Annotated in this window: 26 protein-coding genes and 2 pseudogenes; 12 read left to right on the top strand and 16 right to left on the bottom strand. The window is 68.5% G+C overall.

Annotated elements, in window-relative coordinates; genetic code table 11:
- Positions 1-33: 33 nt before the first annotated feature.
- A pseudogene (locus ACFWAY_RS14290) lies at positions 34-1,099 on the bottom strand (HNH endonuclease signature motif containing protein).
- 222 nt (positions 1,100-1,321) lie between these two features.
- On the opposite strand from ACFWAY_RS14290, the gene ACFWAY_RS14285 reads away from it, so the two are divergent.
- The 3 genes and pseudogenes from ACFWAY_RS14285 to ACFWAY_RS14275 all read left to right on the top strand — a co-directional run bounded on the left by ACFWAY_RS14285 (position 1,322) and on the right by ACFWAY_RS14275 (position 3,461).
- Entirely contained in the window at positions 1,322-2,047 is a 726-nt protein-coding gene (locus tag ACFWAY_RS14285; RefSeq protein ID WP_378453126.1) for an ANTAR domain-containing protein, read from the top strand.
- A gap of 371 nt (positions 2,048-2,418) precedes the next feature.
- Positions 2,419-2,769, top strand: a complete 351-nt coding sequence (locus ACFWAY_RS14280; RefSeq protein ID WP_378453127.1) for an STAS domain-containing protein — start codon at positions 2,419-2,421, stop codon at positions 2,767-2,769.
- Positions 2,770-2,780: 11 nt separating this feature from the next.
- A pseudogene (locus ACFWAY_RS14275) lies at positions 2,781-3,461 on the top strand (endonuclease).
- A 15-nt stretch (positions 3,462-3,476) separates the two neighbouring features.
- Here ACFWAY_RS14275 and ACFWAY_RS14270 read toward each other — a convergent pair.
- On the bottom strand, positions 3,477-3,626 hold the full coding sequence (locus tag ACFWAY_RS14270; RefSeq protein ID WP_378453128.1) for a hypothetical protein: 150 nt from the start codon (positions 3,624-3,626) through the stop codon (positions 3,477-3,479).
- A 72-nt stretch (positions 3,627-3,698) separates the two neighbouring features.
- On the bottom strand, positions 3,699-3,923 hold the full coding sequence (locus ACFWAY_RS14265; protein ID WP_378453129.1) for a hypothetical protein: 225 nt from the start codon (positions 3,921-3,923) through the stop codon (positions 3,699-3,701).
- 420 nt (positions 3,924-4,343) lie between these two features.
- Between ACFWAY_RS14265 and ACFWAY_RS14260 the strand changes: the two genes are divergently transcribed.
- Together ACFWAY_RS14260 and ACFWAY_RS14255 are read left to right on the top strand one after the other, a co-directional pair.
- Positions 4,344-4,751, top strand: a complete 408-nt coding sequence (locus ACFWAY_RS14260; RefSeq protein ID WP_378453131.1) for a YciI family protein — start codon at positions 4,344-4,346, stop codon at positions 4,749-4,751.
- A gap of 6 nt (positions 4,752-4,757) precedes the next feature.
- Positions 4,758-5,903 carry an RNA polymerase sigma factor gene (locus ACFWAY_RS14255; RefSeq protein WP_378510999.1) on the top strand — a complete coding sequence of 382 codons (1,146 nt, stop codon included), beginning with the start codon at positions 4,758-4,760 and terminating at the stop codon, positions 5,901-5,903.
- Between the two features lie 375 nt (positions 5,904-6,278).
- On the opposite strand, the gene ACFWAY_RS14250 is transcribed toward ACFWAY_RS14255, so the two are convergent.
- Complete coding sequence (locus ACFWAY_RS14250) at positions 6,279-7,262, bottom strand: magnesium transporter CorA family protein (RefSeq protein ID WP_378453133.1); 984 nt, start codon at positions 7,260-7,262, stop codon at positions 6,279-6,281.
- A gap of 74 nt (positions 7,263-7,336) precedes the next feature.
- Here ACFWAY_RS14250 and ACFWAY_RS14245 point away from each other — a divergent pair, with 74 nt between their 5' ends.
- Complete coding sequence (locus tag ACFWAY_RS14245) at positions 7,337-7,747, top strand: hypothetical protein (RefSeq protein WP_378510998.1); 411 nt, start codon at positions 7,337-7,339, stop codon at positions 7,745-7,747.
- A gap of 12 nt (positions 7,748-7,759) precedes the next feature.
- Here the strand turns inward: ACFWAY_RS14245 and ACFWAY_RS14240 are convergent, their stop codons facing one another.
- A complete protein-coding gene (locus tag ACFWAY_RS14240; protein ID WP_378453135.1) occupies positions 7,760-9,382 on the bottom strand; it encodes a phytoene desaturase family protein in 1,623 nt (540 codons plus the stop codon).
- Positions 9,383-9,386: 4 nt separating this feature from the next.
- Positions 9,387-9,830 carry an SRPBCC family protein gene (locus tag ACFWAY_RS14235; RefSeq protein WP_378453136.1) on the bottom strand — a complete coding sequence of 148 codons (444 nt, stop codon included), beginning with the start codon at positions 9,828-9,830 and terminating at the stop codon, positions 9,387-9,389.
- 112 nt (positions 9,831-9,942) lie between these two features.
- On the opposite strand from ACFWAY_RS14235, the gene ACFWAY_RS14230 reads away from it, so the two are divergent.
- A complete protein-coding gene (locus ACFWAY_RS14230; RefSeq protein WP_378510997.1) occupies positions 9,943-10,632 on the top strand; it encodes an HAD family hydrolase in 690 nt (229 codons plus the stop codon).
- On the opposite strand, the gene ACFWAY_RS14225 is transcribed toward ACFWAY_RS14230, so the two are convergent.
- Positions 10,629-11,945: an NAD(P)/FAD-dependent oxidoreductase gene (locus tag ACFWAY_RS14225; protein WP_378510996.1), complete on the bottom strand. Its 1,317-nt coding sequence runs from the start codon at positions 11,943-11,945 to the stop codon at positions 10,629-10,631. The genes ACFWAY_RS14230 and ACFWAY_RS14225 overlap by 4 nt on opposite strands.
- A gap of 134 nt (positions 11,946-12,079) precedes the next feature.
- On the opposite strand from ACFWAY_RS14225, the gene ACFWAY_RS14220 reads away from it, so the two are divergent.
- Positions 12,080-12,349 (top strand): DUF4235 domain-containing protein, encoded by a 270-nt coding sequence (locus ACFWAY_RS14220; RefSeq protein ID WP_037203470.1) that lies wholly within the window; start codon positions 12,080-12,082, stop codon positions 12,347-12,349.
- 39 nt (positions 12,350-12,388) lie between these two features.
- Positions 12,389-13,036, top strand: a complete 648-nt coding sequence (gene phoU, locus ACFWAY_RS14215; RefSeq protein WP_378453139.1) for a phosphate signaling complex protein PhoU — start codon at positions 12,389-12,391, stop codon at positions 13,034-13,036.
- 13 nt (positions 13,037-13,049) lie between these two features.
- On the opposite strand, the gene ACFWAY_RS14210 is transcribed toward phoU, so the two are convergent.
- From ACFWAY_RS14210 to ACFWAY_RS14195, 4 genes are read right to left on the bottom strand one after another with little or no spacing between them, the layout of a single operon-like run.
- A complete protein-coding gene (locus ACFWAY_RS14210; RefSeq protein ID WP_378511022.1) occupies positions 13,050-13,667 on the bottom strand; it encodes a class I SAM-dependent DNA methyltransferase in 618 nt (205 codons plus the stop codon).
- Positions 13,661-14,434: a PIG-L deacetylase family protein gene (locus ACFWAY_RS14205; RefSeq protein ID WP_378453140.1), complete on the bottom strand. Its 774-nt coding sequence runs from the start codon at positions 14,432-14,434 to the stop codon at positions 13,661-13,663. Before ACFWAY_RS14205 ends, ACFWAY_RS14210 begins: the two co-directional genes overlap by 7 nt.
- 2 nt (positions 14,435-14,436) lie before the next feature.
- Positions 14,437-15,402, bottom strand: a complete 966-nt coding sequence (locus tag ACFWAY_RS14200) for an acyl-CoA dehydrogenase family protein (RefSeq protein WP_378453141.1) — start codon at positions 15,400-15,402, stop codon at positions 14,437-14,439.
- The gene (locus tag ACFWAY_RS14195) at positions 15,399-16,064 is read right to left on the bottom strand and encodes a glycosyltransferase (RefSeq protein ID WP_378510995.1); all 666 of its coding nucleotides are present in this window, start codon (positions 16,062-16,064) and stop codon (positions 15,399-15,401) included. The genes ACFWAY_RS14200 and ACFWAY_RS14195 overlap by 4 nt, the downstream gene beginning before the upstream one ends.
- Before the next feature lie 125 nt (positions 16,065-16,189).
- On the opposite strand from ACFWAY_RS14195, the gene ACFWAY_RS14190 reads away from it, so the two are divergent.
- Genes ACFWAY_RS14190 through ACFWAY_RS14180 form a run of 3 tightly spaced genes read left to right on the top strand, consistent with a single transcriptional unit; the run spans position 16,190 to position 19,799 of the window.
- On the top strand, positions 16,190-16,717 hold the full coding sequence (locus ACFWAY_RS14190) for a 2Fe-2S iron-sulfur cluster-binding protein (RefSeq protein WP_378510994.1): 528 nt from the start codon (positions 16,190-16,192) through the stop codon (positions 16,715-16,717).
- Positions 16,714-17,706, top strand: a complete 993-nt coding sequence (locus ACFWAY_RS14185; protein WP_378453144.1) for an FAD binding domain-containing protein — start codon at positions 16,714-16,716, stop codon at positions 17,704-17,706. The genes ACFWAY_RS14190 and ACFWAY_RS14185 overlap by 4 nt, the downstream gene beginning before the upstream one ends.
- A complete protein-coding gene (locus ACFWAY_RS14180) occupies positions 17,703-19,799 on the top strand; it encodes a xanthine dehydrogenase family protein molybdopterin-binding subunit (protein ID WP_378510993.1) in 2,097 nt (698 codons plus the stop codon). The genes ACFWAY_RS14185 and ACFWAY_RS14180 overlap by 4 nt, the downstream gene beginning before the upstream one ends.
- A gap of 10 nt (positions 19,800-19,809) precedes the next feature.
- On the opposite strand, the gene ACFWAY_RS14175 is transcribed toward ACFWAY_RS14180, so the two are convergent.
- From ACFWAY_RS14175 to ACFWAY_RS14155, 5 genes are all read right to left on the bottom strand, one after another.
- The gene (locus tag ACFWAY_RS14175; protein WP_378453146.1) at positions 19,810-20,130 is read right to left on the bottom strand and encodes a hypothetical protein; all 321 of its coding nucleotides are present in this window, start codon (positions 20,128-20,130) and stop codon (positions 19,810-19,812) included.
- Between the two features lie 5 nt (positions 20,131-20,135).
- The gene (locus ACFWAY_RS14170; RefSeq protein ID WP_378453147.1) at positions 20,136-20,525 is read right to left on the bottom strand and encodes a Zn-ribbon domain-containing OB-fold protein; all 390 of its coding nucleotides are present in this window, start codon (positions 20,523-20,525) and stop codon (positions 20,136-20,138) included.
- Positions 20,526-20,800: 275 nt separating this feature from the next.
- Entirely contained in the window at positions 20,801-23,158 is a 2,358-nt protein-coding gene (locus ACFWAY_RS14165; protein WP_378453148.1) for an ATP-binding protein, read from the bottom strand.
- Between the two features lie 75 nt (positions 23,159-23,233).
- A complete protein-coding gene (locus tag ACFWAY_RS14160) occupies positions 23,234-23,920 on the bottom strand; it encodes an SDR family NAD(P)-dependent oxidoreductase (protein ID WP_378453149.1) in 687 nt (228 codons plus the stop codon).
- A gap of 121 nt (positions 23,921-24,041) precedes the next feature.
- Positions 24,042-25,262 carry a lipase family protein gene (locus tag ACFWAY_RS14155; RefSeq protein ID WP_378453150.1) on the bottom strand — a complete coding sequence of 407 codons (1,221 nt, stop codon included), beginning with the start codon at positions 25,260-25,262 and terminating at the stop codon, positions 24,042-24,044.
- Positions 25,263-25,371: the final 109 nt, after the last annotated feature.

The raw sequence follows: 25,371 nt of genomic DNA, 5'->3' as shown, positions 1-25,371 counted from the left end.
AACGGTGTTACACCTCCGCTCGGCAGACGTCGTTCACGAGGCGCGGAGGTGTGTGATCAGAACGGTCTCGACCTTCGACTCTCGGGCCGGGGCCGGGAGTGGTGGCGCGACCGAGCGGTAGTGGTGCCCGGTCGGGGTGCCGAGGTCGATGAGGTGGGTGCGGCCCGGGTTGTGTACTGGGCGGGCCGTCCACCCCGGTGCTTCCTTCGCGTAGTTGCAGGCCTCGCACAGCCCGGACCCGTTGTGCACGCTCGTGGCACCCCGCCTTCGGCGGGAGCGGATGTGGTCGTGACGGCGGATCGGGGTATCGCCCCAGGGGTGCGGCACGTGCGGTCGCGAAGGTCGATCAGCGTCCGCAGGCTTTTCGGGAACGTCCGAGACTGCGACTCCATCGCCGTCAACGCACCCGACTGCGGGCACGAATACACCCGCCGCAGCGACGTCTCGGTGTCACTATCGATGGCGTTGGCCACCAGTTGCCGCGCGATCTCCGCCGGCACCGGCCCGAACCCCTGCAGCAGCGCAGCCTCCTGGCCGCCGGCCAGCAGCGTCTCGTCCGAGAGCACGAGATTCACCGCTACCGGCACACCCGACGCCAACGAGGCTCCGTTTCCGCGGTCGCCGACCCCGTCGAGGATGGCCGGCCCCGTCGAGGGTGGCCGGGACCGAGCACAACCGGCGGTCGACGATTCCCCGATCTGCCGCGGACAGGCACGCTGTTTCCCGCACGAGCAACGTCGCACGCCATTCGTTCAACCGGCCGGTCCGCAACATGGCCAACGTGTGGGGCATCTCGTGCACCAGAGCCTGCGCGAACCCCAGATGTCGACCGCCGCGGTTCGGGGACTCCCTGCGCGCCAACGCAATCTGCGACGCAATACCCCGACCCCACTCGGACTGCGGAAGTCGCCGAGCCCTGCGGTCGGCACGGATATTCGTCGCGACGTCGTCGGTGATCACCGCGTGCGCCGCACACCCCGACCGACTTCAACGCCTCGATCGCATCGAGCAGATCGATCCCCAACCCCGCATCCCCGTCAGCGGAAACCGCCCGCAGCCGCGCCGTGAACGCGCGCAACTCAGCCAGATCCGGCGCCATCAATTCTCCCACAACCAACCTCCCCCAAGGTCGTTCGAATACATGTTCGACTCTAGCAACCAACTCCGGGACCGGGCAATACCCGAGCGGAGGACTCCCCCGCGCGATGCCGACCCACCCTCGGCCCACCGGTGGTCGTTACCGTTCTGGCAGAATTGATCGGACGTCGCGAGAACTGCGACGCCGGTTCACGCCGCGTTGGTGCACCTCGGGAGGCGAATGATGCCGAATGATCCTTCGGAGATGACGCGTATCGGAGGCGACGGACCCAGCGCTGTCTTCGCGAAGCTGGCCGAGATGGTGTACAACGGCGACGACTTCGCTCAGGTCTACCAGGCCATCTGTGATGCCGCCGCCACCCTGATCCCCGGGTGTGCCCACGCCAGCCTCATGCTGAAGGAGAACGGTCGCCACGTCACCGTGGCTGCGAGCGACGACGTCGCAGCCCAAGTCGACGCGCTCGAACGAGCCGAGCAGGAAGGGCCCTGCCTCGATGCGATCGAGACCGACGCACCGCAGGTCGAGACCGAGCTCGCCCGTTCGACGCAGTGGCCACGCCTTGCCCGTCGGGCTGTTGCCGAAACCCCGGTCCGGGGCGCGGCCGGCTTCCGGCTCATGATCCGCGGCCGCAAGGTAGGCGCACTCAATCTGTTCTCGGACAACGCCGGAGAGTTCACCGACGACGCGATTGATCAGGCGATTCTGATCACGGCGTTCGCGGCGGTGACGCTGACAGCGCTCCACGAACACCAGGAAGCGCAGACGCTGCGTGAGGGTCTGGCAAGCAACCGCGAGATCGGAAAGGCCATCGGACTGTTGATGGCATTCCATGACATCTCCGAGGGCAGGGCCTTCGACCTGCTGCGCAAGACGTCGCAGGACATCAACATGAAGCTCACGGGTGTCGCACGGGAAGTCATCGCGCATCACAATTCGAAGTTCGACTGACGCGAGCTCACCGTTCGAGATCGGGCGGGTGACGGCGGTTCATGTGGTTGGGTCGCCGCCGTTCGACCGGCCTTGGCAATCGGTTGATGCCCGTCTGGTGTAGAAGTAGTGTTGATCGCGCGTGGTTGAGAACACAGCCGCAGATTGTCCGAAGGCCGCAGCAGTGCGCGGTGGACAAATATCGTGTGCACTCCCACTGCGGGCTTGGTGCCGCTGTGCTCCTTCCGGCCCACGGCTCGCGACCCCCGCAGATTGCACGCGATGGGAGGATCATGAAACCATCACGCACGTCGTTCCGAGTCGCTCCCCTGACTGCACGGCGGACCCGACGCCGCACACGGGATGCGCTCACCAACGACCGTGGACTGCGGATGGCCGTCGAATTCGCGCCGGACGTCGACGCCACTGTGGGACGAATCTCCGGCGACATCGATGTGCTCGCCGCGCCTTCCTTCGCGCTTGCCCTCGCACACCTGACTGACGGGGGCTCCTCGTCACGCATCATCGTCGATATGACTGCAGTCGACTTCGTCGGAACCTCGGGCTTGTCGATACTGTCGGAGTTTGCGGAATCTGCTAGGCGGCAGCACATTACATGGGTGTTGGCAGGTAATCGGGCGGTGCTCCGGCCTGTCGAGGCCATCGGCCTCGACACGAGGATCCCCACGTGCCGCACGGTTCGCGACGCCTTCGACAGGGTGGAGAAAATCGCACACAGCTGATCGGAGTGGACATGTCCGGGCAGCAGCCCACTCGTAAGCATCCGAAAGCAGGCGTCGCGGAATTGGCGCGTGTGCTTCTCGACAAGGCCGGTCCGACGTACGCTTCTGCGTCGCACGTGACCCTGAAGGACACCCCCGCGCCTCTTTCCAACTGCTGACGCTGCCATTGCTGCTGAGCGCGCGGATCTCCTCGGAGATCGCTGTAGCGGCGGCCAGGGAACTGTTCCGAGCGGGCATGCGGAGCCCACGCGCGGTGCGCGCGGCTGACCACCACACGATCATCTCCGCACTCGGCAGGGCAGGTTACGTGCGCTATGACGAGAGCACAGCTACCCGTCTGCACGCTGCCGCGGTTCGCGTCGACGACGAGTATGGCGGCGACCTGCGTCGGCTTGCCCGCGCCTGCGAACACGAGATCTCCGCGGCAGTGCGGTTACTGACGGAGTTCGACGGGATCGGTCCGGTGGGCGCCGACATCTTTCTCCGGGAAGTGCAGGACGCGTGGACGTGGGTGCGCCCCTACTTCGACACGCGAGCGAGCGAGTCTGCGCGTGAGCTGGGGCTGCCCGACGATCCCGATGCACTGTCCGCCCTTGCCCCGGAGGGCCCGAGTTGCAGAACTGGCAGCGGCCCTGGTGCGGGTCTCTCTCGACTCGCAACTTCTGGCGGAAGTGCGCAGCGAAAGGGACTGAGAGCCGACGAAGGGACTACTCCGCTCGGACTGCCTTCGACTCGCGCTCGTCGTCCTCGCGGAACATTGCTTCGATACGGTTCTTGATCTCCACTGTGCTCATCGAGCCACGGGAAGGGGCGAAGCCGCGATTGCGGGCGGAAGTGGGCGTGATGAAGGCGTTCATATGAGTGCTTTCTGTCTGCTGCGCCGGCGAGTGCCGCGTGGTGGTCGAGGGGTTTGTCCGCGAGAGGGACGGTCAGATCAGGAGCGCGGCGAGTACTACGGCGGCGAGAACTGATACGGAAGTGGCCACCGCGACGAGGACGGATCCTGTCACGACGACGGCAGGCGCGGTTGCGGTTGCAGCCGAGACAGAGGCGATGTACACGGTCGGACGCAGCGTGTGGCGGCGTGGCGGCTCCTCCGCAGAGGGCGGCGACATTGTGCGCTGATCGTCCTGGTGCACCGTGGTGCGGGTCATGTGTTGGCGTTCCCCGTTGTAGCAGCTGAGTGACCTGAGTCACAAACTTACGAGTATGTTGTACATCACAACGTGCCCCTCGCGCCAGTCGGTGCTATCCACCACCAATCGCAGGCGCTCCCCCGATCCGCTCACACTCAGCACCTCACCGTTCGCGTATTCGATCTGGGTGCCAGGAACTCCGCAAGCTTCCGGGTGTCGAGAATCGAGCTGGAGCGCTACGAGGACAGCTATCGGCTCTGGCACGTCCGCGGCCCGGAGGGGATCATCGTCGAACCGGCGGAGCAGATCAGCTGACGGTCCGTCGCGGAAAACGACAATGCGAGAGATATCCGTGCAGGGATGTCGAGAACACGCGCGCGGCTTCGTCCCCGGAGTGAAAACGGCCAGAATGGGCCTCACCGCACCAAGGAGAACATGATGACCAAGTACCTGCTGCTCAAGCACTACCGTGGCGCGCCGGCATCGCTCAACGACGTGCCGATGGACCAGTGGACGCCGGAGGAGATCTCTGCCCACGTGCAGTACATGCAGGACTTCGCCGCTCGGCTCGAGGGCACCGGCGAGTTCGTCGACAGTCAAGCACTCTCCCCGGAGGGCACGTTCGTCCGCTACGACGGCGAGGGACGGCCGCCGGTCACCGACGGCCCGTTCGCGGAGACCAAAGACCTCATCGCCGGCTGGATGGTGATCGACGTCGAGACCTACGAGCGGGCGCTCGAGCTGGCCGGCGAGTTGTCCGCTGCTCCGGGTGCGGGTGGGAAACCGATCCACGAGTGGCTCGAGGTGCGCCCGTTCCTGACCGCGCCCCCGACCATCACGGAGTGACACACAGTGGACGACGCCCTGCTGCGGACCCTCACCCCCACCGTGATCGGCGTCCTCGTCCGTCGCGGAGCCGACTTCGCCGCGGCCGAGGACGCCGTGCAGGACGCCCTGATCGAGGCCGTGCGCGCGTGGCCGGACGACCCGCGGCGGGACCCCAAGGGCTGGCTGGTCACCGTGGCCTGGCGCAAGTTCCTCGACGCCACCCGCGCCGATTCCTCGCGACGACACCGCGAGGTCCGCGTCGAGGCCGAACCCTCGCCCGGCCCGGGCGAGGCGGTGGACGACACACTCCAGCTGTACTTCCTGTGCGCGCACCCGTCCCTGACACCCGCTTCGGCCGTCGCGCTGACGCTGCGCGCGGTCAGCGGCCTGACCACGCGACAGATCGCGCAGGCCTACCTCGTGCCCGAGTCGACCATGGCCCAGCGGATCAGCAGGGCCAAGCGGACCGTCTCGGAAGTCCGGTTCAACCAGCCCGGCGACGTCGCCACGGTGCTGCGCGTGCTCTACCTGGTCTTCAACGAGGGCTATGGCGGCAGTATCGATCTCGCCGCCGAGGCGATCCGGCTCACTCGCCAGCTGGCGGCCAAGACGAACCATGAGGAGGTCGCGGGCCTGCTCGCGCTCATGCTGCTCCACCACGCGCGGCGCCCGGCACGGACCCGCACCGACGGCAGCCTCGTGCCGCTTGCCGAGCAGGACCGCAGCCTGTGGGACACCCGCCTGATCGCCGAGGGCGTCGTCGTGCTCCAGGCAGCCCTCACCCGCGACCGACTGGGCGAGTTCCAGGCCCAAGCCGCCATCGCTGCGCTCCACGCCGACGCCCAGACGGCCGCGGAGACCGACTGGTTGCAGATCGTCGAGTGGTACGACGAACTGGTGCGCCTCACCGACAGCCCGGTGGCCCGGCTCAACCGGGCCGTCGCGGTCGGCGAGGCAGACGGCCCGAGGGCAGGCCTGGCCACCCTGACTGGACTCGACCCCACCCTGCCCCGCTACGCCGCGGTCGCGGCGTACCTCCACGAGCGTGACGGTGACCCGGTAACCGCAGCACGGCTCTACGCCGAAGCTGCCCGATCGGCGCCCAACCTCCCCGAACGCGACCACCTCACGCGACAGGCCGCACGGCTCAACACGCAGCTGCGCAGTTGACCTGAGCGGCAGGCATTCGCTCTGCTCCCCCAGCCGTTGCGTATTTGCGTGGTATTGACGTGATTGTTGTGGTGAAGAACGGTGATGCTCGCGGTGACGACCGTTGTTTTGTACTTAGGTAACCAAGGTGAATTCGGAAAACTACGTAGTTCCGTGACGGTCCGACTCATGCGGTGGAAATGGGCGAGAATCGAGTGCGATGACCGGTGGAGACGCCATTCGCGCTCGCACGCGACCCCCTGACCGACTGATTGTTGGGCGAGATACCCCACTTCCCTGTGGTCACTTCGGGCGGCCCGGCAGCGCCCTCCCCCGCGACAGGCGCGCCCTGCCGCCGAATCCACCACTCCCCCGGTGAACGCAACTACACGCGCCTCAGAACCAGCCTTTGCGCTTCGCCCAGACGAGCAGGGCCCCGGACATGGCGAGCATCACGAGCACGATCGCGGCCACCGCGAGCCATTGTGTCCGTTCGTTCACGATCACATTCATGCCGATGATCGAGGACAGGGCCGTGATCGGCAACGTGACGGCCGCGATGACGGCGAGTCGCTCTGCGGCGATGGTCATCTTGGTGTTCGTGCGTGCCTGGTAGAACTCGATCGTGCCCTGGAGGTAGTCCTTCTGCCCCTTGGCCATCACGGTCAGATGCTGGAACTGGTCGACCGCATCGAGCAGGAGGTCTTGCCCTTTACCGATGCCGAACGCCTCGATGGTGACCATCCGGCCGTAGACCTCTCGACTCAACGCGGCCATGGTGCCGACGGTGAGTAGACCGTGTCGGACCCGGAACATCTCGTCGAGAAAGGTTTCCGGATTACCGAGGTGCCCGCCGGTGACCTGTTGCTCGAGCTTCCACACGTCCTTGGTCAGCTCGGCGGTGTACGCCCGCATCCGAGCCGTCAACGCGGCGAGCAACGCGAACGACAACTCGAACGCGGTGCCCGGCTGCAACTTCCCCGACTCCAGCCGGCCCAGTACCGCATTCACCTCGACCATTGCGGTCGAGGGATCGATCGCAGGATTCACCGGGCCGTGCACCGTCACCAGGTACCGGCTGCCGATGAACTGGTCCAGTTCGACGTAATGCACGTGCCCGTGCGCTCCCGACTGTGGCGCGTGCAGAACCACGAAGAGGTGGTCCACATATCTGTGCACCTTCGGCACCTGATTGCGGTTCATCGAATCCCGCACGGCGAGTGGGTGAAAGCCGAAAACCGTGGTCAATGCGTCGTTCGCCTGGTCGTCCCAGGTCGGGACATCCACCCAGACCAGTCCGTCGGGCCGACCCAGCAACTCCCTCAGTTCCGTCACCGCACACGAACGGACACCGTCACGGGAGATGAAGCGGACATCCATATCGGCCTCCTCGCCACGACGGACCCTCACCTCTGTCATAGCACCTACAGCACGCGAGAGAGGAGACTGAGGGCGTGGCTGACGACAGGACTGCGCTGGTTGTGGTGGATGCTGCGAACGTCGTCGGCTCGCGACCCGACGGTTGGTGGCGTGATCGTGCCGGCGCGGCCCGACGACTGCTCGCCGAGCTCGGTACCCTCGAACAGCGCCTGGACCAGCCTGCCGAGGTGGTGGTCGTCCTCGAAGGCGCGGCGAAGGCCGCGGTCACCGATGCGACGGATCCGGAATTCGAGGGCCTGCACGTGGTAGCGGCGGACGGTTCGGGCGACGACGCGATCGTGGACGTGGTGGCCGCAGCAGTCGAGGAGGACGGCGCCCGGCCGATCATGGTCGTCACCGCAGACCGGGGACTCCGCGACCGAGTCGAGGCGCTCGGGGCCCGCACGATCGGTCCGCGCTGGCTACTGGACCGCATCGACTCCTGACGGTCCTGACACTCAGCGGTGGCGCGGCGACCGCTTACCGTCGGGGGTGACCACGAGGTCGAGGATGCGACCACGGACCTTCCGCCGCACCAGCCCCCACCGTCCGTGGTCGGCCAGGGCGGCACGGGCGGCGTTGTATCCACACATACCGTGGACACCGCCGCCCGGATGGGTGGCCGAGCTGGCCAGGTACAGCCGGTCGATCGATGTGTAGGGCCCGGACGAACCCGGGGTCGGGCGGAAGACGAGCTGCTGGTACAGCTGGGCGGTGCCGCCGTTGACGGCGCCGCCGTGCAGGTTCGCGTTGCTCGCCTCGAGGTCGCCCGGACGCTGCACGTTGCGCCCCACCACCCGCTCGGCGAACCCCGGCGCGTGCGCTTCGAGCATCGCGTCCACCCGGTGCGCCAGCAACTCGGCCGACTCGTCGTCCGTGACTCCCCGTGGCAGATGCGTGTAGGCCCAGGCACTTTCGGTTCCCTCGGGCGAACGGCTGGGGTCGGACGTCGTCATCTGACCGAACAGCAGGAACGGGTGCGTCGGGATCACGCCTGTGGTCAGGTCGGCCATCCACCGGACCAGTCCGTTGTCGTCGGCGCCCAGATGCACGGTTCCGGCGGATTCGAGGCTCCGCGACCGCCACGGAATCTTGCGGTCGAGCGCGTAGTTCACCTTGACGACGGGGGTATCCCATTCGAACTTCTCGAGGTCTGCTCGGACGCCCGCCGGGACCACCGAGGAATCCAGCAACCGTCCGTACAGTGCGGGCGCGGAGACATCCGCGAGCACCGCGCGTCTGGCCAGATAGCGGTCGCCGCCCGCTGTCCGAACCTGTGTCGCCGCTCCCCCGGTGACCTCGATCGACGTCACCTCCTCGCCGCAATTGATTTCTGCGCCGTTCCGTCTCGCCCGTTCCGCCATCGCGGCGGTGAGCGCGCCGGCCCCACCGACCGGGACGACGTACCCGTCGTCCTGGGCGAGCATGGTCAGGAGATATCCCATGACTCCGCTTCCCGGTGCGTCGACAGGCGTGTCGGCGTGCATTGCGTTGCCCAGCAACAATACTCGGGCCGAGTCTCCGTCGAACAACTCGTGCGTCATCCGGCGTGCGGGTAGCATGAGGAAACGCACGAACCGGAGGGCTTCCGCGGTGCCGAGCTGCGACAACAGTCGCCGTGGTCCACGGATTGGGGGAAACGGGCTGAAGAGGGTGTCGAGGAACGGTTCCTTCACGTCCTTCCACTGCTCGAAGAGGCGGAGCCACGCCTGTCCGTCCCCAGGTTGCCTGCGCTCGAGGTCGGCCGCGGTGTAGGTCGCGTCCCGGTGGATCAGTGGGGCATCGTCGTCGTCCGGGTGCCTGGGGTGCCCGACCGCGGCGGGTGCCTGACTCCATCGCAGCCCCACACCCTCGAGGTCGAGGTGCCGGATCGCCGGAGACACCGCCGCCAGGGGATAGAACGCGCTGAACAGGTCGGTGCGGAAACCCGGGAAGAGTTCTGCCGACCTGACGGCGCCACCCGGTTCCGGTTGCTGTTCGAGGAGGACGACATCCCAGCCGGCCTCCGCCAGGGTCGCCGTCGCGGCGAGCCCGTTGGGCCCGGCACCGATGACGACGGCGTCAACTGTCCGCACTGTCACGGCGTCAGGGTTTCGTGTTTCGCTCGGCGAGGAACGAGAGCCGGCGCAGGCACTCCAGATTTCGCGGGAGGACCGCGAGGTCTTGCGCCATCCGCGGAACCCAGGTCAACGGTGCGGAGGCCGCGGCCTCGGACATCTGGAGGTGGCAGCCGGATTCACGCGGCTCCAGTCGCAGACGCACAACTGCCTTCGTGGGGGTCACTTTTGCCAGCAGCCGAAGTTCACGATTCTCTTCGGCGAAGAGGACCTCGGTGGAGTCGTCGATCAACGCCGGCCAGGCACCGACCGAATGATGCAAACGGCTTCCGACGGCGGGCCAGTCGGCGGAGACGGCCCGCATGCGTGACGCGCCGACCACCCAGGACGGGTACAGCCACCCGTTGGCGAGAACGGACCACACGTCCGAGGCCGAAGCCGACGTGTCGTGATGTGCCTCGATGACGACCACTCCCTCGAACGAGTACCTGACGGACTCTCCGCGCTTACCCTCGTTTACCGCATCGAAAACGTGAGCCGCGCAACGGTCGCCACGGACCGGGCACTGTGGTTTGCTCGAGACCATGTCTCCGGAATCCCCGTCCGCCGCCCGAGCAGTGCTGTTCGACGTCGACGGCACGTTGGTCGACTCCAACTATCTGCACGTGCGGGCGTGGCAGCGGGCGTTCCGGGAGGTCGGGCACGACGTGGACGCGTGGCGGGTGCATCGCGCGATCGGACTGAATTCGTCGCTTCTCCTGCAATCGCTACTCGGCGGCGACGCGGACACGCTCGGGGACCGCGCGAAGGATCTCCACACGACGTATTACCTCGGCGCGCGGGACAGCATGCGGCCGCTTTCCGGAGCCCGGGAGTTGATCCGGGAGTTGCACCGGCGCGGTGTGCAAGTCGTCCTCGCCACCTCCGCTCCCGAGGAGGAGCTGGACGTGTTGCGGGAGATCTTGTCGGTCGACTCGCACATCGCGCACACCACGTCGTCCGGGGACGTCGATCATGCCAAGCCGGATCCCGGAGTGGTTCGCGCAGCGATGGACCGATCTTCCACGTCGTCGGACACTGCGGTGATGGTGGGCGACGCCGTGTGGGACGGCGAGGCGGCGTCGCGGGCAGGTGTCACCTTCGTCGGTCTTCTCAGCGGGGGCATTTCCCGGGCCGAATTGACCGAAGCCGGCGCGGAGGCGGTGTTCGAGGACGCACAGGACCTGCTGGATCACCTCGAGTCCAGTCCGCTGGCAAGGTTGCTGGGGTCCTAGACTCCTACGCCCTCGCCGGCCGCGAACCGTGATTCCGAATCGGTGACCAGCCCGATCGACACGAGTGGGCGGGGGAACAGCAGATCGGTGAGGTAGGCGAGAGCGACCGCCCACCGATTCGCCGCGTTCGGCATGGCATAGAGGTGGTAGGCGCGCGTGACCACCTTCGCCAGGAACCCCGACAGCTGGATGCCGAGGGGGTTCGCGACGGCGAATCCCGGGCCGAGATCCACGACGAGGCCCATGTCGCGGTGGCTGTACGGTTTCGGGTCGCCGACGCCCAGGCTTGCCGCGACGTTGCGGGCCAGGGCCTGGCCTTGCCGGACGGCGTGCTGGGCGGTAGGAGGGGTGATCGAACCGCTGTTCTTCGGATCGGGAACAGCCCCGGCGTCGCCGCCTGCGAAGACGTCGGGATGCCCGTCCACCGAGAGGTCGGGTCGCACCGTCAACCGTCCCTTCTCGGTGGGCAGCCCGAGCGTGTCGATGAGGGGGCTGGCGGTCACTCCCGTCACCCAGGCGACGGTGCGGGTGGGGATCACGGTGCCGTCGTCGAGCGTGACATGTTCGGGTCCGAGTTCCGTCAGCGTGGTTTCCAGTCGAACTTCGATGCCGCGGGCGCGCAGCACGTCCAGCACCTTGGCGCCCAGCTTCTCCCCCACCTCCGGCATCACCTTGTCGGCGGCGTCGAGCAGCAGGAACCGAATCTTCGCGGGGTCGAGGTTCCGCCGCGCGGCCGCTTCGTCGGCGAGGGCGCGCAGTTGGGCGGTGAGTTCCGTGCCCGCGTAGGACGCACCCACCACGACGACCGTCCGGCGGGCGTCGGCGACCCGGGGGTCGGTGTCCCGTTCGGCGAGTTCGATCTGGGTGAGGAGTTGGTCGCGGAAGTACAGCGCCTCAGCCGGCGTCTTGAGCCCCCTGGCGTGCGCGGCGAGACCGGGAATGTCGAACAGGCGGGTCACCGATCCCGGGGTGAGCACCACCCGGTCCCAGGCCACGTCCTCGACGCCCTGCTCGCAGTCGGTCACGTGCACTGTGCGGGCTTCGAAGTCGACGGAATCGACGCTGCCCTTCACCAGTTCGACGTTCGGCAGCGCCTCGGACAGAGGAACGGTGACGAACCGTGCGTCCATGATTCCGCCGGCCACCTCGGGCAGGAGTGGGGTGTAGAGCATGTAGTCGTGCGGCGAGATCATGGTGATGCGGGCATCGGTCCCCCGGAGGCGCCGCGCGAGAGCGCGTGCGCATTCGAATCCGGCGAAGCCGCTTCCCACCACGACGATGCGAGTTGGCTCTCCAGCTGATTCGTTGGTCATACAGAACACTTTCCCCAACCTGGCCTCGAACGAAACAATCACCTGGCGTCGCGGCATCGCGGTGTGAGGACGGCGAATACGGGTACTCGCCGTACCGAGAGCGATCGACGGGATCGAATGCGAAGGGCGGGAACATGAGTGCCGTATCGAAGGCAATGTACAAACCGTTGGCGCTGGCCGCGAGTGTCGCCGGCGGAATCGCGGCCAGCGCGGTATTCGGTCAGGTGTGGAAGCGTGTCGCCGGCGAATCCGAGGCTCCCGACCCCAAGGATCTCTCACGCAGCACCCGCGAGGTGCTGATCGCGGCGGCCGTGCAGGGCACCGTATTCGGCCTGGTCAAGGCGGCGGTAGACCGCGCGGGCGCGCAGGGATACCGGAAGCTGGCCCACGCCGACCCCCGGTAGATCGAAGCAGTTGTCACAGAACACCCCTAGGCTGAGCCGATGCGCACTCAATTCGCGGAAAATCTCGACAGTCTGTCCGGCGATCTCGCCTCCATGTGCCGGCTGTCCGTTACCGCGATGTCGGAGGCGAGCGACGCACTGCTGCAGGCGGACCTCGAGCTCGCCGAGCACGTCATCGACGTGAGCGGCGAGCTCGACGATGCCGCGGCGCACTGGGAGAAGCGCGCCTTCGCCCTGCTGGCGCTGCAGGCGCCGGTCGCCCACGACCTCCGATTCATGGTGGGCGGCCTCCATATTTCCGCGGATCTGCACCGCATGGGAGGTCTCGCGGTGCACATCGCGAAGATCGCCCGCCGGCGGCATCCCGACCACGTCGTTCCCGACGAGGTCCTGGACGTGTTCACCGAGATGGGCGCCGTCGCTGTTGCTCAGGCGAAGGAAACCGAGCAGGTGCTGCAGCACCGCGACCCCGAGCGCGCGCGCGGATTGCTGACGGCGGACGAGGCGATGGACGATCTCCATCGGAGCCTGTTCACGATCACGCAGGCGGAGGACTGGCCGCACGGTGTGCAGTCGGCCGTCGACATCACCCTGCTGGGCCGCTTCTACGAGCGGTTCTGCGACCACACGGTCGAGGTCGGCAGGCGCGTCATCTTCCTCGAGACCGGCACCCTGCCCGAACAGTGAGGGCGTGGCCCGGTCAGCTCAACCCTTCCGCCGCGGCCACCGAGGGCATCGGTCCCCGGGTGTAGACGTCGAGGTGGAAGTCCGCGTCCTGGTACGACCCGGCACGGTCGAGGCCGGCGGTCGCGGCGACCGTCTCGTGGACCGCGCGGCCGGTCTGCGGATACTCGGGTACCGGATGTTGCCAGTGGACCGCCACGAGGGTGCCACCCTCTTCCAGGGCGTCGACGGCACGTCCCAGCGTGGTGGCGAGGTCGGCGGGCGTCAGGTAGTACAGCACCTCACTGAGTACGACGAGGTCGAAGACGCCGGGTGGCCACGCGTCGAGCAGCGATGCCCGGCCGAGTTCCACCCGGTCGGCCACTCCTTCGCGGCGCAGACGGTCCCGTGCGCTCTCCAGCGCACGGGGAACCACGTCCGTTGCGACGACCCGGTCGCAGCGTCTCGCCAAGTGCGTCGTCAGCACGCCGATCGAGCATCCGGGTTCGAACGCCCGGCGATAGTGCGGACGGGGCAGGGCGGCGAGAGTGAGCGCGTACTTGCGGCGTTCGTACCACCGTTCGTCGAAGCCCCACGGATCCGCCGATTCCGCGTACATCGTCTCGAAGTAGCCCGGATCCATCGCGTTCACCACAGCACCCACTCCGCCGTCCGAATCAGTCTCGTGAGCACCCACGGCGGGAGGATCGCGGCGTCCCGCGGGTCCTCGGACAGCGGGAGGATCTGGGTGCGGAATTCGTCGACGGCACGGCGTTTGCGTGCCAGGATCTCGGCGGCCGGGGTCAGTACGCGTATCCGGTCCCAGGGCACCGCCGGATCGGCCGGCCGCGCCCAGTGCCACATCCAGACCGGATACTCCACCAGATGGTGACCGGTGATCGAACATGCCTCTGCCGCAGCTCTTCCGGTGGCTTCGTGATCGGGGTGGCCGTCGCCTCGCCAGGTCGCGAGCACCCACACCCTCTCCCCTTCCCCGGAGGTCGCGGTGAACACGTCGACGAGGCGAGTGACGAGTTCCTGCTCGTGCGCGCTCACCCCGCCGTCCGGTAGTCCGAGTCGCAGTGGTTCGGAGACACCCAGCAGCGCTGTCGCCTGGTTCGATTCCGCGATCCGTGCGGCGGCCAGCCCGTCGGGCGACAGCGTCGGCGAGTCCGGGTGGGATGCCGCACCGTCCGTCACCGCCACCACCACGACGGGTACGCCGGCGGCCGCGGCGGTGGCCATCAACGCGCCCACGCCGAGTACCTCGTCGTCGGGATGTGGGGCGACGACGACCAACCGGTCGCATTCCGTGAGTGGTACCGGCAGGAAGTGGGTGGTCGCCAGCCACCGCTGCCACTCGTCCTCCGGTGTGCCGCGCGCGGCCACGGGGATCGCCTGGAATCTGGTGCCGTTCTCCACTGTCAGTCCTCCCCCGCGACGAGTGCGCCGAGTGTCGCGAGATCGCGCTCGGCGTGGGATTGCCGGATGTAGACGAGGAGGTCCGCGACGTTGCGGGCATGGTCGGCATCCGTCGCGAGCGGCGCGGCGCCCAGCGCGCGGCCGACGCGGTCGATCACGTCGCTCGCGGTCCGCTCGATCAGCCCCCGCACCCGGAAGGCACGCACCTGGGCGGACCTCCGATCGAGGGGACTCGTATCCACCTCCCCGGCCGCGGACCCCAGTGCCCATCGCGCCGCGCTGACGGCGACGTCGATCGCGCCGAGGTGCGCGAGCTGGTGACTGTCCGCGCGGCCACTCCGGGCTCGCACCCGCAGCGGTTCCGCGACGGCGAGCGCACCCCCGAACCAGCACGCCGCCACCCCGATGCCGCCGTGCCAGAACCCGGGACGGTCGAGGTACTCGGCCGCCGCGCCGACCGGTCGTGCGGGAACGCCGTCGAACGTCACCGACTCGGTGCCGGTCGCCGCCATGCCCGGATTCCGCCAGCCTCCGTGGCCCGCCGTGACCCCCGGTTCCCGCAGGTCGACGGCGAACAGCCGGGGCTGCCCGTCGACTCGTGCCGTGACCAGGGCGTGCGTGCACATCGACGCCCCGGAGCACCACGCCTTCGTCCCCTGCAGGTGCCACCCGGCCGCGTCGCGGAACGCGTTCAGCACCGGTTGCGGTGGCTCGCTGGCCCACACGCCCCAGAACTCGTTCCGGCCGGCGCGGGTGCCGTCGATCTCGGCGAGGATCGCGTCCGCGTCTGCGTGTGCCTCGAGGAGTCGGCCGGCCGAGAGGTCGTGGCGGCACCATTCCGTCAGCCGCGACCATCTTGCTGCGGTCGACCCACCGCCGGGCAGCGGCAGTTCCGCGTCCCCCGAACGGATGGTCGCCCGCACTGCGGCGTCGGTGGGACTGCTGTCGTGGGTCACGTCGGCGCTCATCGGTCCTGCAATCCCTCGAGGTAGGTGGCGAAACCCTGCGGGGCTCGGGCCTCGACTCGCGCCGACGTCTCCACCGGGGCGTCGATACTCCACACCACGTTCGCTCCCCGCTCGACCATCCGCTGCACCAGATCCACGTCCTCGTGCGCGGGCAGTGCGGCAAACCCTCCCACCGTCCGATACAGATCCGCGGAGAATCCGAGGGACGCGCCGTGCACGTGCCCGTGGGCGGCCCCGGACCGGTAGGTGCTGCCGTACCGCGACCGGACATGGTCGGGCCACCCCGACCAATCGGTCACCGCCACCGTGCCCGCCACCAACTGCGCCCCACGACTCGCGTGCTGCAGGTGGGACGACAGCCAGTGCGCGGGGACGCGCGAGTCCGCGTCCGTCGTGGCGAACCACTCGTGTGGGCGCGGGGTGACCGACTCGAAACCCGCACGCCGGGCCGCGCCGACGTTCCGCGCACCCAGGACCACGACGTCGACGTCCGCCCTGCGGACGACGGCTTCGCTGCCGTCGGTGCACCCGTCCAGCACCACCACCGTCGTGACCGGCACGGACACCGCCCGCGCGGCGGTACGCAACCCCTCCAGGCAGCGCGGCAGCAGCGCTTCCTCGTCGTGGGCGGGCACGACCACCGTGATGTGCTCGACGCGCATGACGTCCCCTCCTGATCACTCACTGTTTCCGGGTTCAGCAAGTACCCAGTCCGCCGTCAGGGGAACCACCACTGTGGCACCGCCGACACTGATTCGGGATCTGTCACCGCGGGTAACCTTCCGCCATGAATGTCGCGGACAGCCCCCGCTACCGGAAGATCACCCTCACCGTGGACGGTGAGGAACGGACCCTCGAAGTCGACACCCGCACGACCCTGCTCGACGCGCTCCGCGACCACCTCGGGGTGACCGCACCGAAGAAGGGCTGCGATCACGGCCAGTGCGGCTCGTGCACCGTTCTCCTCGACGGCCGACGCGCCACGTCCTGCCTCACGTTCGCTGTCGCCCACGACGGGGAACGCGTCGTCACCGCACACGGACTGGCCGACGGCGAGGTGCTGCACTCCGTTCAGCAGGCGTTCGTCGAGCAGGACGGATTGCAGTGCGGTTACTGCACGCCTGGTCAGATCTGTTCGGCGATCGGGATGTTCGACGAGTTCCTGGCCCTGCACCCGAGCGCCGTCACCGAGAACCTGACCGCACCGCCCGAACTCACCGATGACGAGATCCGGGAACGGATGAGCGGGAACCTCTGCCGGTGCGGCGCGTACCCGAACATCCTCGCGGCGATCAGGCAGGCGGCGGAGGCATGATTCCCTTCGACTACGAGCGGGCCGCCGACGTCGACAGTGCCGTCGCCACGGTCACGGGTGATCCTCGGGCGTCGTTCCTCGCCGGCGGCACCAACCTCGTCGACCACATGAAGCTGGGGGTGGCGCAACCGCATCTCCTCGTCGATGTGAGCCGTCTCCCCCTCGGCGACGTCGACGAACTACCGGACGGCGGGCTCCGGATCGGGGCGGCCGTCCGCAACAGCGACCTCGCCGCGCACGACGTCGTCCGCGCCCGGTACCCGATGCTGTCGCGCGCGCTCCTCTCCGGTGCGTCGGGTCAACTGCGCAACCTCGCGACCACCGCAGGAAATCTGCTGCAGCGGACTCGCTGCGTGTACTTCCAGGACGTCACGACGCCGTGCAACAAGAGGGAGCCCGGCACCGGGTGTTCCGCGATCGGCGGTTATGTCCGCTACCACGCCATTCTCGGTGCCTCGGAGCACTGCGTCGCGGTGCACCCGTCCGACATGGCCGTCGCGATGACGGCGCTCGACGGGGTCGTGGTGGTGCGCGGTGCCGACGGTGAACGGCGAATCCCGCTGAGCGAGTTCTACCGGCTTCCCGGAGAGCGGCCCGACCACGACACCGTCCTCGCGCACGGCGACCTCGTGACCGCCGTGGAGCTGCCCCCGCCGCCTGCCGGGAACCGGTCCGCGTACCGGAAGGTGCGCGACCGTGCCTCCTTCGCGTTCGCGCTGGTGTCGGTGGCCGCCGAGCTGACGATCGGGGATGCGTCGATCACGTCGGCGCGGGTCGCGCTCGGCGGGGTCGCGCACCGGCCCTGGCGCGCCACGCTCGCCGAGGGGGTCCTCGTCGGGTCGCCGCCCACCGAGGACACGTTCACCGAGGCCGCCGCAGCGGAACTGGCAGCGGCGCAGCCGCTTCCGGGAAACGAATTCAAGGTCGCACTGACCCGGCGGGTGCTCGCGTCGGTACTCCGTTCACTCGCCGAGGAGGCGCGCCGATGACCCTCGTCGATCCGAAGGTGATCGGAACCTCCGCCGAACGCCTGGACGCCCACGACAAGGTGACCGGTACCGCGTTGTACGCGTTCGAGTACCCGGTGGACGAGCCGACGTATCTGCATCCGATCCTGTCGACGATCGGACGCGGCCGGGTCACGGCGATGCACACGGCCGACGCAGAAGCCCTGGACGGGGTGCTCGCGGTCCTGACGGTGTTCGATGCGCCCCGCCTCGCGGACGCCTCGGACGGGGAACTTGCGATCCTGCAGGACCCCGAGGTCCACTTCCGCGGCCAATTCGTGGGTGCGGTGGTCGCGGAGTCACCGGAGGTCGCCCGGCACGGCGCGAGCCTCGTGCGCGTCGACTACGACGTGGCATCCCACGACACCGACTTCCGTTCCGGCCGAGACGATCTGTACGCCCCCGAGGACGTCAACGCGGGGTTCCCGACCGACACCGAGGACGGCGACGTCGACGCGGCACTCGCCGCCGCCGCGGTCACCGTCGATCAGGTGTACTCCACCGCGATGGAACACAACAATCCGATGGAACCGCACGCCGCCATCGCCCGGTGGACCCCGGGCGGCAGCGGACCGGTTCTGACGCTGCACGATTCGACCCAGGGCGTCCACTCCGTGCGGCAGACGCTGGCACCGCTGTTCGGACTCGAAGTCGAGCAGATGCGGGTGATCGCCCCGTACGTCGGCGGCGGCTTCGGCTCCAAGGGACTGCCGCACGCGCACGACGTGCTCGTGGTGATGGCGGCGCAGCGGGTGGAAGGCCGGCCGGTGAAGTTCGCGCTCACCCGGCAGCAGATGTTCGCCCTCTCCGCGTATCGCACGCCGACGGTGCAGCACATCCGACTCGGGGCGGATGCGGACGGACGGCTGACCGCGCTCTCCCACGAGGCGATCGTGCAGTCCGCGAAGATCAAGGAGTTCGCCGAACAGGCGGCGGTCCCATCGCGGCTGATGTACTCCGCGTCTACCCGGTACACCACTCACCGTGTCGCGTCCCTCGACGTGCCGGCCCCCTCCTGGATGCGTGCCCCCGGCGAGACCCCGGGCATGTTCGCGGCCGAGGTGGCGATGGACGAACTGGCCGTGGCCTGCGGACTAGACCCGATCGAACTGCGGATCCGTAACGAACCCGAGGTCGACCCGAGTACGGGCCGTCCGTGGTCGGGGCGGCGCCTCACCGACTGTCTGAGGGAGGGCGCCCGGCGTTTCGGGTGGGCGGACCGCGACGCGACGGTGCGGGCCCGGTCGGACTCGGAGTGGCAGGTGGGGATGGGCGTCGCGTCCGCGACGTATCCCGCCAACACGTCACCGGGATCGGTTGCCCGGATCGTGTACGAATCCGACGGCATGTACACCGTGCAGATCGGGTCGGTCGACATCGGTACCGGCGCGTGGACTGCGCTCACCCAGATCGCCGCCGACGCGCTGAGCTGTCCCCTGGACGGGATCGCCCTGCAGATCGGTGACACGAATCTTCCGCCGGCGTCTGTCGCAGGCGGCTCCACGGGAACCAGTTCCTGGGGCAGTGCGATCGTCGCGGCGGCCCGCGCGTTCCGGGACGAGCACGGCACGTCCCCCGACCCGGGGGCGGAGGCGAGTGCGGGGACGCCCGACAACCCCGACGCCGGAAAGTTCGCGCTCCATTCGTTCGGTGCCCACTTCGTGGAGGCGCACGTCCACCGCGACTCCTGCGAGATCCGCATCGAACGCATGCTCGGGGTGTTCGCGATCGGCCGGGTGATCAACGCCCGCACGGTTCGGTCGCAACTGCTCGGCGGGATGACGATGGGGATCTCGATGGCGTTGCACGAGAGCAGCGTGAACGACCCCCGGTTCGGTCACGTCGTGACCCAGGACCTTGCCTCCTATCACGTCAGCACGCACGCCGACATCAGGTACCTCGACGCGGTGTGCCTCGACGACGTCGACGAGCACGCCAATCCGATGGGATCGAAGGGCGTCGGTGAGATCGGCATCGTCGCGGCCGCGGCCGCGGTGGCGAACGCTGTTCGCCACGCCACCGGGGTCCGGGTCCGGAAGGTGCCGATCCACCTGGACGATCTGCTGCCCGGGTGATCGACCGGGGTTACTGCACGCCCCACGCCTGCGCGAGGGACGTGCGCAGGTGACTTTTCATCGCACGGATCTTCTGGACGTCGGTGGACTTCGGTGCGAGTCCCTCGAGTACGAGTTCCATGAAGCGCCGGCGGCTGACGCCGAATCGCTCCAGCAGTTCCGCCGCGCTCGCACCACCGAACGGTGCCCACTGGATCGCGAAGCTGATCATCCACCGGGCATCCGAACTCACCGAGTGCATCTGCGCGAGCAAATCGCACCGGCGAAGCGCCAGGCGCAGCCAATCGGTGCCGAACGCTTCCTCCGGTTCGTCCGCGGTCTGTGTCGTCACGCCGATCACCGCTGACCGGCGGAGCGGACCGCGAACACCGGCAACTGTTCCGACCTCGACGCGGGACGGAACTCGACGCGAACCGGACAGTCGGACGGTGCCGGGACGTCGCCGTCGATCCAGGTGTACACCCACGGCCCCTCGTCGAGTTCGACGATCGCGATGGTGCAGGGGACGAGACCGCGGTCGGCCTCGTTCACCTCACGGTGGACCACTTTCGAGGACACGATCGATCCGACGCCGCACGACGGGACACGCTCGAGGTTCGAACCCTGACAAGCGGAGCAGGTGGCCATCAACGGCGCGAGCAGGGTCGTGCAGTTGAGGCAGCGTTGGATCATCAGTTCGCATTTCTGGGCAAGTCCCTGCCAGCGGGTCATGCCGTCCGTGGTCACGCCGTCACCCCCGCGAGTTCCTGCCCCACCACGTCGTCTGCCATTCGGTTTCCCCCGATCCACACAAGACACCGGTCGGTGTGCGCCCGACGGAGAATCGGGGGCCGTGGAAGTTGGGGGTCGGGCTTTCGGTGTGTTCGGGGATCAGTGGACATCGGGGGCCTCGGTCTGGAGCCGGATTGGGGGGACGCGTATGAGCATCCCGTCCGCGGCGGGGAAGTACAGCGGCTGAACGACCCGGGGACATACCTGTTTCGTCCCGTGCGGGTGCCCGGTCAGGGGTGCGGGTCCTGTGCGTGTTCGACGATCCACGCCGCGATCTGGGTGCGCGAGTTGAAACCCAGCTTCGCGAGAATGTGCTCGACGTGCCCCTGCGCCGTGCGCTGCGAGATCACCAACCGGGCTGCGATCGCCTTGTTGGTGAGCCCCTCGGCGACCAGTTCTGCGACCTGCCATTCACGTCGGGTCAGGTGCGACGCACCGTTCGACGCCGACACCGTCTCCGGTCGCTGCTCGTCGAGCGCGTAGGCGACCGCATCGTCGAAGGACGTGTGCATACCGTGGTCGAAGGCGGCGTCGAACGCGCGGTCCCCGATCACGGCGCGGGCCTGCTGCTCGCATTCCGCGTGGTGGACGAGCAGATTGGGGTAGACGGTGCTCGGGTTGCCGACGGTCTGCGCGACGGCCTCCGCGGCGCCCATCAGTTCGGCGGCCTGCTGCGCCCGGCCGGAGCCGACGGCGACCCAGGCGAGCACCTCGAGTGCCCCGCAGGCGCTGATCCGGTCGTCGACCAGATGGGACAGCCGCAGCCCCTGCTTCACGTAGTCGTCGGCGAGGGCGAGGTGTCCGCGTTGCCAGGCCGCCATTCCCGCCGCCCACAGCGACCAGCCCCGGTAGACGGACTCGCCGTGGGCCTCGGTGAGCGCGAAGATCTCGGATCCGCACATCTTCGCCACCGCCCCGTCACCCTGCATGCCGCTGACCAGTGCCACCCCGAGCAGTCCCCACGTCAGTTGGAGCAGGTTGCCCTTGTCGCGGAACTCGGCGAGCGCCTCCTCGAAGCACGCCCGTGCGCGAGGTAGGTCCCCGGCGAACATGGCGCAGCACCCGGCGGCGTGGACCACCAGGGCACGCATCAGCGTGTCACCGTTCCTCTCGGCGAGGACGACCCCCTCGTCGACCAGTGCTTTCGCGGCCTCGCGGTCGCCGTGCATGCCCGCGAGCACGCTGTCGACGTACAGCGCCTCGATCCGTTCCCGGCTCTCGCCGCCCGGGTGCCGTCCCAGCAGCTGTCCGAGCCAGCGGCGACCCTCGCGGAGCAGTCCGCGGGCGCGCCAGTACGGGTACAGTGCGGCGGCGATCCGCAGCCCCGTCTCGGCCTCCCCCGGTTCGGTCAGGCAGAAATGGAGAGCTGCCCGCACGTTCAGCTTCTCCGCGTCGAGCCGGCTGATCCACATCACCTGCCGGGGTCCGATCCACTCGGCCTCGCACTGCACCACCAACTGCTCGTACCAGTCGCGGTGCCGCCGGCGCAGCGACGCGTACTCCCCGGCCTCCTGCAATTTCTCGCGGCCGTAATCGCGCACCGTCTCGAGCAGGTGATAGCGCACCGCCGGCCCCGACTCCTCCCGAATCAGGATCGACTTGTCGATCAACGACGCGACCACGTCGAGGACGTTCTCCACCGGCAGGTCGCCGGCGCAGATTCCCTCGACCGCGTCCAGTTCGAAGCCGCCGGCGAACACCGACAGCCTCGCCCACAGCTCGCGTTCCTCCTCGGTGCACAGCTCGTGACTCCAGTCGACGCACAGCCGCAGGGTCTGCTGCCGGCTCGGCGCGCCCCGCGATCCGACCGTCAGCAACCGGTAGCGGTCGGTCAGCCGCTGCAGGATCTGTTCCGCCGACATCACCCGCAGCCGCACCGCCGCCAGCTCGATCGCCAACGGCAACCCGTCCAGCTGGCGGCAGATCCGGGCCACCGCCTCATGGTTGTCCTCGGTGAGTTCGAACTCCGGCACCGCCGTGGCCGCCCGCTCGACGAACAACGTCACCGCCTCGTACTGGGGCAGGCCCTGCAGGGACGAGCGGCCGGGTTCGGGCACCGTCAACGGCGGCACCCGCAGTACCGCCTCGCCGCCGATGGCCAGCGGTTCGCGGCTCGTCGCGAGGATCCGTAACTCCGGGCAGCTCCGCAACAACGTCTCCGACAACGCGGCGGCCGCCGCGACCACGTGCTCGCAGTTGTCGAGCACCAGCAGCAGTTGCCGGGTGGCGAGGAACTCGGTCAGCAGCACCTCCGGGTTCCCGGAGCGCTGCTCGCGCAGTCGCAATGCCGCCGACACCGCGTCGACGAGTGTCGTGTCGTCGTCCAGTTCCCCCAGCTCGACCAGCCACACGCCGTCCTCGAATGCGCGACTCGCGTCGGCGGCCACCCGCAACGCCAGCCGGGTCTTCCCGACACCACCGATCCCGGCGAGTGTCACCAGACGTGACACGGACAGCAGACGTCGCGCCTCGGTCACCTCACGGCGACGGCCGACGAAACTCGTCAGTTCGTGGGGCAGATTTCCCACTGTGCCCTTCACTGCCGCCGGCATCACACCGTCACTCTCGACTCGCAGCCCCCTGCGCACACGGTACTCCCGGTGCGCGGCGGCAACGACGCTTTCGGCTGCGGGTCCGCGAGTTTCGGGGTCCCGCGAACCGGATCACCGCGTCCAGCGGGTGGGCGCCCAGCGACCGGTGTAGGACCGGATGCGGTTGGCGCGGCGGGCCGGCCGCCGAGTGCCGGCCTCGGTCAGGCTGTGCGGGATCATGGCGATCCGGGTGCCGTCGACCACGTAGGCGGCCCCGGTGACGAACATTGCGGCAGGCGCGGTCAGATACGACGCGACGGCGGCGACTTCGCTGTCGTCGGGGCCGGGCGATGCGAAGTCCGATTCGTCCGCGGGCACCACGACCGAATTGACGGTGATCGAATATCGCGCCAGTTCGGCGGCGAGTAGACCGGTGAGTCCGCCGAGCCCGGACGAGGAGGGGGTGATGTTGACGATCCGGCCACCCTCGCCGCTCGCGATCATGTATCGCACGGCGCGCTGGATGCACTCGACGGCGGTACTGCCGGGGCAGCTGACGAGAACGCCGATTCCGCCCAGCTCCCGGGCGAACTCGTCGACGGCGGCCGCGGAGTCGGGCAGGTCCGCCAGATCCATGCGCTGCACGGCCGCGTTCACCGATCTGGACCGGACCTCGGCGGCGGTGGATTCGGCACTGTCCCGGTCCGCGGCGTAGGCGAGGCCGATGTGGAACCCGTCATCCGCGAGCGCCAGTGCGACCGCCCGGCCCATCGGCGAGTCCGATCCCGTCACGACTGCGGTGCGTGTGCTGGGGTGCATGGATTCCGAATACCCCCTGGTAGATCTGCTCAAACGCTCAACTTTCGGACTGTGTACGGGCAGAACACAATCCGGCGACGAGCCGCACGGGCGACCCGTCGCGGATCGGCGCCCCCGTCGATCAGCAGTTGGACGGCGCCGGGTCGCCCCGGAACCGGGCGTCGAGGTAGTCCAGCGCGGTCGGCAGGCCCAGCACGGCGGTGGTCAGGTGGTCGGGACTCGGGAAGAGATCGGACTGCACCTTGGCGCCGGCGGCGCAGTATCGCGCGATGGTCGCCTCGATCGAGTCGACCGGGATGAGCACGTCGGTCGGGCTGTGCCATTCGAAGATCGGCGCGGTCGGAACCCCCGGGTACAGCTCGACGCTGTTCTCGTTCAGCACCTCCCAGGCCTGCGGACTGCTCATGAGGTCGGTGGTCTTGGCGACCTCCGTCGCGCTGCGGCCGGCGCCGGCCGCGAGAATGCCGTTGGTGCACGCGTTGACCATCTCGTCGCGCATCGCCAGGCCGCGATCGTTGAGTTGCTCGCTGATCGGAAGGCGGTCCGGGTACTCACGCTCGAGTCCGAGTGCCGCCGCCATCGCGAGGCCGAACGCCGGATGCGGTTGCATGCCGAGTCCGTTGGCCATTTTGCCGATGTTCATGGGCACGCCGCCCTCGGCGACACCGACGATGTTCAGTTCCGGCGCGTACGTGGGTGCGAGCGCCGCGGCCCAGGCCGACGCCATGCCGCCGCCGGAGTATCCGGCCAGCGCGACCGGGCTCTCCGCCACGGCGAGTTCCGGCACCCGCTGAACCGCGCGGATGCCGTCCAGGGTGATGGTTCCGCCGAGTCTCGCGGCGCCGTAGGCACTGTTCGGGCCGAGGTGGTCGGGAAGGGCGACCGTCCAGCCGCGCTGCAATGCGAGGTTCAGTGCCGGCGCCTCCTTGATCTGGAGGTCGGGGTCGTTCGAGTACAGCGTCCGCGACGGCGCGCACCGCGGTCCGAGCGCGTTGATGATGTGCTGATACGACAGCAGCGGCCCGTTCACCGGCCGGGTGCGGGGTACGAGCACGGTGGTGACCGACGAGATCGGGTGGTCCTCCGAGTTGGTGGTGCGGTACTTGACCTGCCAGACGTCGGTGTCGGGGAAGGCGAGCAGCGGCGGCATCGGACGGACCGCGAGCGGCTCGCCGACCGCGGTAGCCGCCAGACCCTGCGGCTGCAGATAGAAGGGGTCGGGGTCGGAGGCAGGATAGATCGGCATGGCGGCCGCGACCCCGACGTTGGCGACCGTGGCGCAGGCGACGAATGCGGCACACAGTGCACCCGCGGTGAGGCTCGTGATACGTGAGCGCTTCATGCCGCCTCCTAGTTTGCGTAGAGCTCGATTGTTACCGAGTTCGCAGGAGATATCGGTATTCGGGCCCGCCCGTTACGGCAATGCAATCGACGGCGGGCCCGCCGCAACG

It is taken from the genome of Rhodococcus sp. NPDC059968, assembly GCF_042738615.1.
Lineage (GTDB): Bacteria > Actinomycetota > Actinomycetes > Mycobacteriales > Mycobacteriaceae > Rhodococcus_F.
The sequence above is the reverse complement of the archived record's forward strand: the minus strand, read 5'-3'. Positions and strand labels throughout refer to the sequence as shown.